Genomic DNA, 12,479 nt, shown 5'->3' with positions numbered 1-12,479 from the left:
TAAGTGATACCTGCCATTTTTTATATAAGCGAAAGGATGCCTAATTGTTAGATTAGGCTTCGCTTTGGATTACATCAAAATCGGTCGGCGTTCATCACTTTGGTCCACGCGGCGACAAAGTCTTCAACGAATTTTCCTGCGTTGTCATCTTGTGCATACAGTTCGGCATAGGCTCTGAGTATTGAGTTTGAGCCGAAGACAAGATCGATGCGGGTCGCTGTCCATTTTACATCTTTGGAGCGACGTCTGCGGATTTCGTAAAGGTTTTCGCCAACGGGTTCCCACGTGTAGTTCATGTCGGTTAGGTTAACGAAGAAATCGTTGGTAAGTTGGCCGATTCGGTCAGTGAACACTCCGTGTTTACTACCGCTGTGATTCGTGCCAAGAACGCGCATCCCTCCGACGAGCACCGTCATTTCAGCGGCAGTTAACCCCATCAATTGGGTGCGATCCAACAGCATTTCTTCTGGTGATACAACGTAGTTTTGTTTGAGCCAGTTTCGATATCCATCGTGCAACGGTTCTAACACCTCGAAGGACTCAACATCCGTCATATCCTGTGTTGCGTCGCCACGTCCTGGAAGGAACGGCACAGTGACGTTAACACCCGCAGCGCTGGCGGCTTGCTCAATACCGACGTTACCTGCCAATACGATCACATCAGCGACGCTCGCTCCCGTATCTTTCGCGATGCTTTCCAACACCGGTAGTACTCGGGATAGCCGCTCTGGCTCGTTACCTTGCCAGTCTTTTTGTGGCGTTAAGCGAATACGAGCGCCGTTTGCGCCACCACGTTTGTCAGACTGACGGAACGTACGCGCACTGTCCCAAGCGGTTGTGACCATGTCACTAACCGATAACCCACTGGCTGCGATTTTGGCTTTTACCGCGTCTGCATCGTAGTTTGCATTGCCGTGAGGAACCGGATCTTGCCAGATGAGGTCTTCTTGCGGAACATCAGGGCCGATGTAGCGAGCCTTAGGCCCCATGTCTCTGTGCGTTAATTTAAACCAAGCCCGAGCAAAGGTGTCGGCGAAATAGGCCGGGTCGCTATGGAAGCGTTCTGAGATTTTTCGATACTCTGGATCCATCTTCATCGCCATATCGGCGTCGGTCATGATTGGGTTATGCCGAACGTTAGGGTTTTCAGGATCGACCGGTTTGTCTTCCTCTTTAATGTCGATAGGTTCCCATTGCCATGCGCCGGCTGGGCTTTTTTTCAGTTCCCAATCGTAATTTAACAGCAGATGAAAATAGCCGTTATCCCATTGCGTTGGCTGGCTTGTCCATGCGCCTTCAATCCCACTGGTGACCGCGTTGTTGCCTACGCCGCGGGTTGTCTTGTTTAACCAACCTAATCCTTGGTCGTGAATGTCGGCACCTTCTGGCTCTGGGCCTAAATTGGCTGCATCACCGTTACCATGCGCTTTACCTACGGTGTGGCCACCAGCGGTTAGGGCAACGGTTTCTTCATCATTCATTGCCATTCGAGCGAACGTAACTCGTACGTCGTGCGCGGTTTTGAGTGGATCCGGCTGTCCATCGACGCCTTCTGGGTTGACATAAATTAAGCCCATCATCACAGCGGCGAGTGGATTCTCTAAATCCCGTTCACCTGAATAGCGGCTGTTAGGGTTGTTGGTAGGTGCCAGCCATTCTTTTTCTGAGCCCCAATAAATGTCCTTTTCTGGGTGCCAGATGTCTTCGCGCCCAAATCCGAAGCCGAACGTTTTCAACCCCATGGATTCATAAGCCATCGTACCGGCATACGCAATGAGATCGGCCCAGCTCAGTTGGTTGCCATATTTTTTCTTAATCGGCCAAAGGATACGTCTTGCTTTGTCGAGATTAGCGTTATCTGGCCATGAATTTAGCGGGGCAAAACGTAAATTACCGGTGCCCGCACCGCCGCGACCATCTGCGATTCGATAAGTCCCTGCCGCATGCCATGACATACGAATCATCAAGCCGCCATAATGTCCCCAGTCAGCAGGCCACCATTCTTGGCTATCGGTCATTAGTGCGATGAGGTCTTGTTTGAGTGCAGCGAAATCGAGTTTTTTGACTTCTTCTTGGTAATCAAAATCACTCGGCATTGGATTCGTTTTAGCGTCGTGTTGATGCAAAATATCGAGGTTGAGCGACTTCGGCCACCAGTTCTTTTCTGTTCTGTCATTGGTGGTCATGGAGCCATGCATTACGGGGCATTTGCCTTCGGAATGCGCATTTTGTTGTGTCATGCTAATTCTCCCATTCTTGCGTTTTGCGAGTGCTAGTCGTTACAACTGGTGAACAAACACGGGCATCCGTTATTAATTACTGATGTTTTAATACAGAGCATTATCCTTAGGTCGTTTCGCTCGGCGTTATTTCTGCAGCGATCGTAACATCCATGCTGTTTTTTCATGGATGCGCATTCTGTCCGATACCAACGCCACGCTAGATTCGTCATCCGCTTGTTGGGCTAGCTTTAACACTTTACGTGCGGTTTTTACGACTTGTTCGTGATTGTGCGTGAGTATGTCGACCATTTCCGTCGCGCTCGGAACGCCTTCAACCTCTTCAATCACACTGAGTTTGGCGAACTCTTTAAACGTGCCGGGTGCGGGGACGTCCAGTGTGCGTATGCGCTCGGCAATCTCGTCTACAGCCGTCGCAAGTTCGGTATAGTGTTCTTCGAACATGAGATGCAGTTCTCTGAAGTTCGGGCCTTCCACATTCCAGTGGAAGTTGTGCGTTTGCAGATAGAGCGTGTAAGAATCTGCCAAGAGCTGCTTCAAGCCCTCTGCGGTGCTTAATCGGTGCTCTCTATCAATGCCGATATCGATGTGCGTCATGCTAGCTTCCTCTCATTCCATCTGGTTTCACGACTTTTTATAAGCCGTCAGCAAACAACTAAAAAAAGTATTGGATAGATGTTCTGATTTGTAAAAATGATAAAAATGAATGTAACGTTCGGAAATTTTGATTACTGAATGGAAGGCGTTGTCTATAGCAAATATCAACGCCTACAAAGCACACAAAGCACACCGAGGTAACGGCATGCTGCTGGGTTTAAACGATTTTGATTTCGAGATTATTTGAGAGATTGCTTCGCGATACGGGAAAGCGCTTCGAGACTGGAAACGTCCACATAGTTTGGGCGAAACGCGAGGGCTATTCTGCGGTGAGGGCCGGGCTCATTTAAATGCACTGCCGATAATACTGGGTAGTGCGTGACGAGCTGTTCCAGTGCCATTTCCGGGATCAAGGTTGTGCCCATTCCACTCATTACCATTTGAATTAACGTGTTTAGACTGGTGGCACGGTATTCCTGATTGGAGGTTTGTTCAGAGAGGCGGCAGGCATCCAAAATATGATCTTTGAGGCAGTGGCCTTCTTTAAGCAGCATGAGGTTGGTTTCTTGTAGTTCTTCGGACGTAATGCTGCTTTTGTCTGTGTGCATTTGCCCATCGAGCGCGACCCAGTAAAAGTCTTCTTGCCAAAACTCTAACGTTAACAAGCCGTCACAAGGGTAGGGGATGGCCAGCACGGCCGCGTCAATCTCACCGCTGTGAACCATGTCGACAAGGACATGCGACTGTTCTTCGACGATGTCTATTTTCGCGTTGGGGTACTGCTCTTTTAAGGTGAGTAACAACTTTGGCAGAAGATAAGGTGCAATGGTCGGGATCATGCCAATGGACAACGGAAAGCAAAAAGGTTCGCCGCAACTGTGGTCGAGGTGTGCCATGTCTTCCAGTTGAAGCATAATGTTGCTGGCTTTGTCTAAAACTTCACGACCAAGTGGCGTGACGAGCACTTTTTTATTGTCCCGCTCAAAAATCTTAATGCCTAGCTGACGCTCCAGTTCACTGACGCCTGTGCTCAACGTTGATTGGCGAACATGACACAAATCGGCTGCTTTACGAAAATGCAGCGTTTTTGAGACAGCCAAGGCATAAGATAATTGTTTTATTGATAGCATAGCGTTTATCCATCCGTTGAGTCTTCTCGCCGTTCAAACTTCTCGTTCTAATGATCAAGCTTAGAAGATGGCTTTTTGTTGTTCGAATTTCCCTAACGTTGTTCCTGCCTTTATCTACCATCCTTTCGCTCGGCATTGCCGTTCGATTCTGAGCGCGACTTGTTGTACTTGGTGATCAAGATAATCGGTCGAACTCACCATCTGTCGCATGTCTTCAACAAAATGAGCGGGGCGAATCATCCGCAAAGTGTTTTCGTTTTTGCAAATAAAGTCGACACGCGGAATGCCAAACTCGTCCTCATATTCAACGATGTAAGTGGCAGCGGTTTGGTGATTAAGTTGTGTGTTGAGCTCGAACATCCAATTGAGATATTGCTCTTCAATCCAACTTGAATAGTGCTGCTGGAAATAGTTTTTAAGTGATTGATAGTTAGCACTATTGAAATGGTGATATGTACTTCGTACTGCCGATTGCGGCTCACTTGTCGTTGGTATGTACAGCTCTATGGGTAATTGATAGGGGTAGCGATCGTGGCTCCAATCTTCGATCACCGATTTAACGTGATTCAAAATGTAGTGCAGGGCACTGAACAATCTCGCATAAACGAGGCGAGACCCGTAGAACAGGCGTAAATGTTCACCATTGTATTGATTGATGTAATTGAGCGGAATTTTATAATTCACGCTCAAGTCGTCTTCATTAGTTGGAGTGACCGGGTCATTACTTTGCAACAACCAGTGTTGGTGCTTGCGCCAAAAGGCAATGTCGGCCGATAGCATGTCCGGCCAAGCGGTGATCGGGAGGTGTGAACGATGGGGGTCACTAAAAGATATGAGGTCGTTACCCTCACCGTGCAGTTTTTGTAATTCGCTATTGAGCTGATAAATCGTGTTAGGGTCAGCTTGCTGCCATAGGCGCTGCTTTTCTTCTTCACTATTACTTTCTAAGTACCCAGGCAGATAATGTTCATAAAGTCGTTCTTCTAACATAACTACTCTCTGAAAAGGCATCTGTTGATAGAAAGTATATACGCAGAAATGGGAAGCACAGTTCTTTACGATGTCTCATGAAGCCGATAAAAGCTCTGGATGAGATCGTGACGAATGCGCCTCCTAAGTACTTGATGAGCAACGTTGTGCTTATCTCGATTATGATAAATGAGCTTGTAGTCAATAAGTTGGTTGTTTATCGGGCAGGGCAATATTTTCAGCTTGAGGGCGTCTAGTAATCAACGCGTAAAGTCGTTCACGCTGCCGTTGTCACCACCACAAACCGCTCATCTTGTCCCCATCTTGGTTCCGCATTCATTAAATTGAGCTCCAACGCCGTTTGGTATGGGTCAACGTCAAAATGGTTGCTTACTAAACCCCAGAGCATCCAGTTGATTGCGGTTTCATTCTCGGTAAGCTCTTCGAGTGGCGCTCGGAGGAAAAAGTATTCATCCAAGCCATCGTCACCAAGCCTGTCATAGATAATGTTACGTAGCTCTCGATCCAAATCATGTTGGAGATTGATTGAGTCGTACAGTTGTTCTTCTGTTGGGCCATTCTCATGGCGATAAACATTGCGTTTTGACTCTTTGCATAAAGTACCAGAGCCTGCTTCAATACTTACGTTTTTTTGCGAGTGTTGTTCCAGTGCTTGGATAATTTCATTCTCTAATTGGGCGAGTTTACTCAGCAAAATTTGATCATCGGTGTTGTGCTCGTGAGTAGTCATTTTTTGAAAAGCCTTTACTCTCTCATAGACTGAATTCCCGTGAGTAAGCGCTGCAAAGCACTGCTCTCTGAGTGTTTCATTGGCTTGCCAAATGCCTGAGTAGAGCCCGTAGTCATATCGATACGGTGGAAGATCTTCAGTATCTTCGCCTAATATTTCTCTCCAGTGCCTTTGCCACTTTTCATTTTTTTCTTGTTTTACACTTGCGTATTGGCTAACCCAATGGTTACGAAGTGTTATGCCTACAATGGCAAGAGGCCATGGAGCGAGCAAGTAAAAATAATAGTGAGAAGAGTTATCCCAAAAGTAACCGTAAATATAAATACTAAATGCAATCACCCAAGTTCCCATAGTGCAAACAATAATCCCTGACATTATCGATGATTGGCGTTTTGTTTCTCTTAATGTATTACCTTCCGCACATAACCAAAAAATGCCGCCAAAAACAAAGGCAAACGTCATTAATAAGTAAGCAAACCCCGCTCCTAAAAATCCCCAAAGTGACATGGTTTCTGATCCTTTTAAGTCCCACTTCTTTCTGGTGTGATGGAAGGGGATATGTAGTCCTAGTTCAGTGCCGTGATTTGCTCGATGCAGGTTTTACTCTCATTGATATTACGTTTCGACAAAAAAGGATGATGTCATTATGCAATAGAGTATTAGGCACGACGTGTGGCGAGAATTTACCATCATCCATTGCTTTCAGATATGTGTTTTGATGCTTATTTGGTTCATGTCTCATAATGAAAACTCGTTTTCAATGGTTCTCAGTTGAGCTAATAACTAACTTTTTGGTCTGGTGCGATAAATTTCATTTTTTGAGTCACTTTTGACTCATATTGACTTATTTAGAAAAAGGTAAATTAATGTTTTTATTAATAATTATTGAATCTTCCTGTGTGGGATTGGTCCCATTAAATTAGAGTAATAAGTCTATTTTTGGGATCGGTTTCATAAATTTTATGATACTGATTTCACTGTTTGAGCTGTAAGGAATATAAACCCCACTCAATTTATTTTTATAATCAATGAGTGTTGTTATGTCTCATATCCGTTTTTTCCCGCGTCATCGTTTGGCGCTTGCTTGCATGCTAGCGAGTGTTTCTAGCTTCTCTTTTGCCCAAAATCAGTGTGCTGTTGCTGATTTACAACAATCGCGTGATTTGGCCGCTGCCGTTTCTGGCGCTGAATATGATTGCTACCACGCTTGGTTCTCTGCGCCTTCAGCAACGCTGAATGATATTTATAGCGAAGCAAGTTTAAGCCGTATTCAAGTCGCGTTGGATCAAGAAATTGCACGCTATCGTGGTGAAGCAGAACAAGCTCGCGTTCTGGAAAATCTAGGCGAATTTGTTCGTGCGGCGTATTACGTTCGTTACAACGCTGGCACTGGCACACCTGAGTTTTCAGAAGCATTGAGTCAGCGTTTTGCTCAGTCAACGAACCTGTTCCTTAACAACCCTCATGCTTTGGATCAAGGCCGCGAACAAGTTGGTGCGATGAAGAGCCTGACTTTGATGGTTGATAACGTGAAGCAGTTGCCGCTGACCATGGATAGCATGATGGCCGCGTTGATGCACTTTAACCGTGACACCGCGAAAGATACCCAATGGGTTGATGGCCTGAACAACTTGTTCCGCTCTATGGCAGGTCACGCGGCGAACGATGCGTTCTACCGCTACATGGCAAACAACACTCACCATATTGATACGTTAGCGCGATTCGCTTCTGACAATGCATGGGCGTTAGATACAGATGCAAACTTTATCGTTTTCAATGCATTACGTGAAACTGGTCGTCTACTTGCGAGCCCAGATCAAGAAACCAAACGTAAAGCATTGGCTGTTATGCAGCAAGTGATGCAGCGTTACCCATTGGGCAGTGAGCACGACAAACTGTGGCTTGCCGCCGTTGAGATGATGAGTTACTACGCGCCTGAGGGTTTGAATGGTCTAAACCTAGAGCAAGCGAAGCAAGATCTAGCAGCACGCGTGATGCCAAATCGTTTCGAATGTCAGGGACCTGCCATCATTCGCTCTGAAGATCTCACCGATGCTCAAGCTGCGAAAGCGTGTGAAGTGCTTGCTGCGAAAGAAGCAGACTTCCATCAAGTTGCGAATACTGGCAATCAACCAGTGGCGGATGACTTGAACGATCGTGTTGAAGTCGCGGTGTTTGCAAGCAACGACAGCTACGTTGATTACTCTTCATTCCTGTTTGGCAATACAACGGATAACGGTGGTCAGTACTTAGAGGGGACTCCGTCAAGAGCCGATAATACGGCGCGTTTCGTGGCTTATCGCTACGCGAATGGCGAAGATCTATCTATTTTGAACCTTGAGCACGAGTACACTCACTACTTGGATGCACGTTTCAACCAATACGGTTCATTCAGCGACAACTTAGCTCATGGTCATATCGTTTGGTGGCTGGAAGGCTTTGCGGAATACATGCATTACAAACAAGGTTACAAGGCCGCGATCGACCTGATCCCAAGTGGCAAACTGAGCCTTTCAACCGTGTTTGACACCACATACTCGCACGATAGCAACCGCATTTACCGTTGGGGCTACTTGGCGGTTCGCTTCATGCTAGAAAACCACCCTCAAGATGTAGAGAGCTTGTTGGCGTTGTCTCGTTCAGGTCAGTTTGCACAATGGGCGCAGCAGGTTACTGTGCTTGGTCAACAATACGATGCGGAATTTGAGCGTTGGTTGGATACGTTAGAAGCGGTAGTTGAACCGGAGCAACCAGGAACGGACCCAGAAGAGCCAAGCGAACCAACAGAACCTGAAGTGCAAGTGACGGAGCTGGCGGCGAACCAAAGCCTTCAACTGAGTGGCGAAGCATATAGCGAAAAACTGTTCTACGTTGACGTGCCTGCTAACACCGTTCGCTTTAGTGTCTCTATTGAAGGAGCGGGTGATGCCGACCTTTACATGAGCTACAACATAGTGGCGCATTACTACGACTTCGAAATGAGCCAATACGCGGACGGTAGCAATGAAGAGATTCAATTTGCGCCAGAGCAAAATGGTTACGTTAAAGCTGGCCGTTACTACATCAGTTTAACAGGGCGTGATAGCTACGACTCCGTAAACCTTGTGGCAGCGTTAGAAGTTGAAGCGCAAACGCCACCAACACAAGTGCAAGACGATTTAGCTCCTGTGGTTTTGGAATCAGGAGAAGCGAAAGTGCTAACGGTTCATCAGCAGCGTTATGCCGCTGTTTATGTGCCTGAAGGCGTGAAAGAAGTACGCGTTTGGATGTCGAGCCAATCAAATGCGAACGACCCTTACGGTGCAGGTAATGTGGACTTGTACGCAAGCCGCAAACACTGGCCGACAGCAGAGCAACATGAGTACGCATCAAACTATGCGGGCAGCAACGAATATCTTGCTATCCCAGTGACTGAAGCGGGCTATGTGCACTTTTCTCTTCAAGCCCTTCAACAAGGTGATGATGTAGAGGTGTTGGTTTATTTCTTCTAATCGACGTTAAGTTAGTTTCGTAACACAAAAAAACACGCCGCCATTTTTGGCGGCGTGTTCGTTTTTCCTGCTTTTGGTTGTATTCAAACAGTGTTAAATGCCAAACGTTTGCATGATTTCGAGATGTATCTGTCAATTTTTGTCGAAAGCGTCTCAATTTTGTGTTGGCATATCCTTCTCACATAATCTTTTTTAGCGCCGCGTTCTGTGACCTAGCTTCTGATTTGTGGTTTCTAAACGGATACAATATATATGCACCCCGTGCAATAAAATTAAAGGGAATGGCATGAAAACGCTTATTTATGACACGTTGATTAGCCTTGCAAGCCAAGAACCAGAACAACATGCACGTATCCGACAAAACCTATATGAACAGTTGGATCTGCCGTTCGATAAGCAACTGGCTTTGTACTCTTGTGCCCTTGGGCCTGCGAGTTCAGGTAAGCTTGAGAGTAGTCAAGGTATCAACAACGCTGTGGATTGCGCCGTTAAACTTCTGGAAACACCAGAACGCTAATCTACTTCGTTGTCTTTATCACGGCCCAATACCCCAAGGGCCGTTTTTGTTTTTTCGTTTCCTCAACACACTTTTCGACGCTAATTCCTTCTCACCAAACGTGATCTAGTTGCCAGTTTGCTTTTCTTAACTATTTGTTACGTCAACGCATTTTATAACCTACTCATTTACAGCGAGTGGGTTAGGGCGTACATAAGGTTTTGTTGCTTGGAATTTGTGTTTGGATTTTATATAAATAAAAACAATGACTTAGTTTTGTTTTGTTTGCGGATGGCAAGAGCTGTCATCGACTGGAGGTGATTCACAGACTCTCATTGTGCTAGGCAGGGCGTATCTACGCCTCGATTTTCAGCCTTGAGTTAAGCGCAAAAGGGTGAGGGCGTATCGCGAATAGCTTTTATAATTTCGACTATTGAGTTCATTCACACAAAACAACCAAACAAGTAATCGTGAGTGGAAACGAGTAGGAGAACAACATGAGTGGCTTACAGGAAACGCAATCAGCAGGTGCAAACGTGATTTTGCACGCCTTTGATTGGAAGTACGCTGACATTGCCCAACGAGCAAATGAAATCCACCAGCTAGGTTATGGCTCGGTGCTGGTTTCGCCACCAATGAAAAGCGCCCACGATGAACGTTGGTGGCAGCGCTATCAACCACAAGATTACCGTGTTATCGACAACGCGCTCGGTGACACCCAAGACTTCATCTATATGGTTCGTGAGCTCGAACGCGTAGGCGTTTTGGTATACGCCGATGTGGTGTTTAACCACATGGCTAACGAAGCACATTTACGCCGTGATCTGCAATATCCTCGTCAGGATGTGTTAGATCAATACCGACAAGACGAACAGAAATACCAGTCTCTGAAGCTTTTCGGCGATTTATCCAAACCGCTATTTAGTGAAGAAGATTTTGTTGAAGCGTTTGGCATCAAAGACTGGAAAGATAAATGGCAGGTCCAAAATGGCCGAATTACAGGTGGGCCAACCGATCCTGGTTTACCAACCCTTCGCGTTTGTGAACATGTTGTCGAGCAGCAGCGAGCTTACTTAAAAGCATTGAAAGCGATAGGTGTGAAAGGCTTACGTATTGATGCCGCGAAGCACATGACGCTTGAACACCTAAAACGCGTATGGACAGACGACATAACCCAAGATGTGCACATTTTTGGGGAAATCATTACCGATGGCGGTGCAACAGAAGAAGAGTATCAACTGTTTCTTGAGCCGTATTTACAAGAAACCCGTTTAGGTGCGTATGATTTCCCGCTGTTTTCGACCATCTTTAAAGCATTTTCAAAAAAAGGCAGTTTCAAGTCTCTGATTGACCCTTACTGTTTTGGCCAAGCGCTTTCAAACGGTCGAGCCATTACTTTTGTGGTGACGCATGATATTCCCAACAACGACGTCTTTCTCGACTTGATAATGGATGAAGAGGATGAGTGGATCGCTTATGCCTACATTCTTGGTCGCGATGGCGGCGTGCCTTTGGTTTATACCGATCTGGATACCAGCGGCATTAAGAACAAAAACGGAAAGCCAAGATGGAAAGACGCTTGGAATGATCCTCGTATGGCGAAGATGATCGCGTTCCACAATGTGACTCATGGCGAATCAATGACGGTACTGGAAGGGAATGACGATATGCTAGTGCTAAAACGCGGAGAGAAAGGCATTGTAGTGCTAAACAAATCCACGCGCGCACAATCGCTATCGCTAAAGACAGAGTGTGATTGGTTCGATTTGATGTCAGATCAAAGCGTTAACGCCGGGATAGAACTGAAGGTTCCGGCAAAGTCGTTCATGTTATTGGTGCAAAAATAAAAGCGGCGACAGAAGACAATAAAAATGAGCTCAATAGGAGCTCGTTTTTATTTGGATCGTCAAAGCCGTTATTGGCATTCATTCACGCAACATTCTGCACGAAGAAAGTCGATGACATCGTCCAAACATTCGTATTCAGCGACACAAAAAAGAATGCGGCCTTCACGGCGCTGAGTAATGAGTCCTGCAGAGGCTAAACTGGAAATATGATGAGAAAGTGTGGATGCAGGAATACCGAGTTTTTCTTGCACACCGCCTACCGCAATGCCTTTGTAGCCCGCTTTAACGACTTCTTTATAAATGCATAGACGGGTAGGGTGCCCTAATTCTTTTAATGCTTTAGCGACGGCTTCTAGCTCCATACTGACCTCTAAACTGACCAACGTTAAATGTGTTCCGATAATAGGGAAACTCGCCTTGAATGCCAACTTTTCTGGTTTGACTCTGTGTGATTTCAGGCGAGTTTCATACCGACTCATACTGTGATGACAAAAATTGTCTCCTCCAATGAGACAGATCAATCTTCATTATTATTTCACCCCACGTTCAAACTTCCTCTCCTACACTCTTTGATGAGTTGTTAGTTGGCAGAACAAGGAGGCGGCCATGATTGCAGTTCATCGAGATTATTGTTTGTCTAGCAGTTCAGAGTTACACGCGCACGTTAAAGTAAACCCTGTTGGAAGATTGGAAGTTGAAATTATCGAACTTGAAGAGCGTCATACGACCGAGTTTGATGATTTATCTTTTGAAAGTCGTGGGTGTGAAACTCGAATTTGTGGCAAAGAAGACGCAACCCCGTGGCAGTTCAATCTTGCAGTTACCGACGCGTTAGAGCTTTTTCATTTAGTTGAAGAAGCGAATGAAGAGTATGAGATTTTGATGAATGACCTCATGTAGCTTTCATTATGGATGAAAGTCACTGTGGTGATTTAGGGCGGCGTGCTGACGTACAACC

The 12,479-nt window shown here is 46.0% G+C and carries 11 protein-coding genes; 5 read left to right on the top strand and 6 right to left on the bottom strand.

Annotation, left to right across the window (positions count from 1 at the left end):
- Window positions 1-74: 74 nt before the first annotated feature.
- From katG to ACF8OV_RS22915, 4 genes are all read right to left on the bottom strand, one after another.
- The gene (gene katG, locus ACF8OV_RS22930; protein WP_317676244.1) at window positions 75-2,240 is read right to left on the bottom strand and encodes a catalase/peroxidase HPI; all 2,166 of its coding nucleotides are present in this window, start codon (window positions 2,238-2,240) and stop codon (window positions 75-77) included.
- A 126-nt stretch (window positions 2,241-2,366) separates the two neighbouring features.
- Window positions 2,367-2,837: a Dps family protein gene (locus tag ACF8OV_RS22925; protein ID WP_005457571.1), complete on the bottom strand. Its 471-nt coding sequence runs from the start codon at window positions 2,835-2,837 to the stop codon at window positions 2,367-2,369.
- Window positions 2,838-3,076: 239 nt separating this feature from the next.
- A complete protein-coding gene (locus ACF8OV_RS22920) occupies window positions 3,077-3,967 on the bottom strand; it encodes a hydrogen peroxide-inducible genes activator (protein ID WP_017447896.1) in 891 nt (296 codons plus the stop codon).
- Between the two features lie 114 nt (window positions 3,968-4,081).
- Window positions 4,082-4,957 carry a hypothetical protein gene (locus ACF8OV_RS22915; RefSeq protein WP_047731739.1) on the bottom strand — a complete coding sequence of 292 codons (876 nt, stop codon included), beginning with the start codon at window positions 4,955-4,957 and terminating at the stop codon, window positions 4,082-4,084.
- 77 nt (window positions 4,958-5,034) lie between these two features.
- Here ACF8OV_RS22915 and ACF8OV_RS22910 point away from each other — a divergent pair, with 77 nt between their 5' ends.
- Window positions 5,035-5,193 (top strand): hypothetical protein, encoded by a 159-nt coding sequence (locus ACF8OV_RS22910; RefSeq protein ID WP_005498265.1) that lies wholly within the window; start codon window positions 5,035-5,037, stop codon window positions 5,191-5,193.
- 20 nt (window positions 5,194-5,213) lie between these two features.
- On the opposite strand, the gene ACF8OV_RS22905 is transcribed toward ACF8OV_RS22910, so the two are convergent.
- Complete coding sequence (locus tag ACF8OV_RS22905) at window positions 5,214-6,194, bottom strand: hypothetical protein (RefSeq protein WP_317676245.1); 981 nt, start codon at window positions 6,192-6,194, stop codon at window positions 5,214-5,216.
- A 533-nt stretch (window positions 6,195-6,727) separates the two neighbouring features.
- On the opposite strand from ACF8OV_RS22905, the gene ACF8OV_RS22900 reads away from it, so the two are divergent.
- The 3 genes from ACF8OV_RS22900 to ACF8OV_RS22890 all read left to right on the top strand — a co-directional run bounded on the left by ACF8OV_RS22900 (window position 6,728) and on the right by ACF8OV_RS22890 (window position 11,521).
- Window positions 6,728-9,178: a M9 family metallopeptidase gene (locus ACF8OV_RS22900; RefSeq protein WP_317676246.1), complete on the top strand. Its 2,451-nt coding sequence runs from the start codon at window positions 6,728-6,730 to the stop codon at window positions 9,176-9,178.
- 286 nt (window positions 9,179-9,464) lie between these two features.
- Window positions 9,465-9,695 (top strand): PAS factor family protein, encoded by a 231-nt coding sequence (locus tag ACF8OV_RS22895; RefSeq protein WP_005479230.1) that lies wholly within the window; start codon window positions 9,465-9,467, stop codon window positions 9,693-9,695.
- Window positions 9,696-10,171: 476 nt separating this feature from the next.
- The gene (locus tag ACF8OV_RS22890) at window positions 10,172-11,521 is read left to right on the top strand and encodes an alpha-amylase family protein (protein WP_203504168.1); all 1,350 of its coding nucleotides are present in this window, start codon (window positions 10,172-10,174) and stop codon (window positions 11,519-11,521) included.
- A gap of 68 nt (window positions 11,522-11,589) precedes the next feature.
- Here ACF8OV_RS22890 and ACF8OV_RS22885 read toward each other — a convergent pair whose 3' ends face one another.
- The gene (locus ACF8OV_RS22885) at window positions 11,590-11,883 is read right to left on the bottom strand and encodes a helix-turn-helix transcriptional regulator (protein WP_005459687.1); all 294 of its coding nucleotides are present in this window, start codon (window positions 11,881-11,883) and stop codon (window positions 11,590-11,592) included.
- A gap of 244 nt (window positions 11,884-12,127) precedes the next feature.
- Between ACF8OV_RS22885 and ACF8OV_RS22880 the strand changes: the two genes are divergently transcribed.
- Entirely contained in the window at window positions 12,128-12,421 is a 294-nt protein-coding gene (locus tag ACF8OV_RS22880; RefSeq protein ID WP_203504166.1) for a hypothetical protein, read from the top strand.
- Window positions 12,422-12,479 lie beyond the last annotated feature (58 nt).

Source organism: Vibrio sp. GLN_1 (assembly GCF_043106015.1).
GTDB lineage: Bacteria > Pseudomonadota > Gammaproteobacteria > Enterobacterales > Vibrionaceae > Vibrio > Vibrio parahaemolyticus.
The sequence above is the reverse complement of the archived record's forward strand: the minus strand, read 5'-3'. Positions and strand labels throughout refer to the sequence as shown.

Coding starts and splice junctions, on each gene's coding strand:
- katG (WP_317676244.1), bottom strand. CDS start 2,240: ATGACACAACAAAATGCGCATTCCGAAGGCAAATGCCCCGTAATGCAT.
- ACF8OV_RS22925 (WP_005457571.1), bottom strand. CDS start 2,837: ATGACGCACATCGATATCGGCATTGATAGAGAGCACCGATTAAGCACC.
- ACF8OV_RS22920 (WP_017447896.1), bottom strand. CDS start 3,967: ATGCTATCAATAAAACAATTATCTTATGCCTTGGCTGTCTCAAAAACG.
- ACF8OV_RS22915 (WP_047731739.1), bottom strand. CDS start 4,957: ATGTTAGAAGAACGACTTTATGAACATTATCTGCCTGGGTACTTAGAA.
- ACF8OV_RS22910 (WP_005498265.1), top strand. CDS start 5,035: ATGAAGCCGATAAAAGCTCTGGATGAGATCGTGACGAATGCGCCTCCT.
- ACF8OV_RS22905 (WP_317676245.1), bottom strand. CDS start 6,194: ATGTCACTTTGGGGATTTTTAGGAGCGGGGTTTGCTTACTTATTAATG.
- ACF8OV_RS22900 (WP_317676246.1), top strand. CDS start 6,728: ATGTCTCATATCCGTTTTTTCCCGCGTCATCGTTTGGCGCTTGCTTGC.
- ACF8OV_RS22895 (WP_005479230.1), top strand. CDS start 9,465: ATGAAAACGCTTATTTATGACACGTTGATTAGCCTTGCAAGCCAAGAA.
- ACF8OV_RS22890 (WP_203504168.1), top strand. CDS start 10,172: ATGAGTGGCTTACAGGAAACGCAATCAGCAGGTGCAAACGTGATTTTG.
- ACF8OV_RS22885 (WP_005459687.1), bottom strand. CDS start 11,883: ATGGAGCTAGAAGCCGTCGCTAAAGCATTAAAAGAATTAGGGCACCCT.
- ACF8OV_RS22880 (WP_203504166.1), top strand. CDS start 12,128: ATGATTGCAGTTCATCGAGATTATTGTTTGTCTAGCAGTTCAGAGTTA.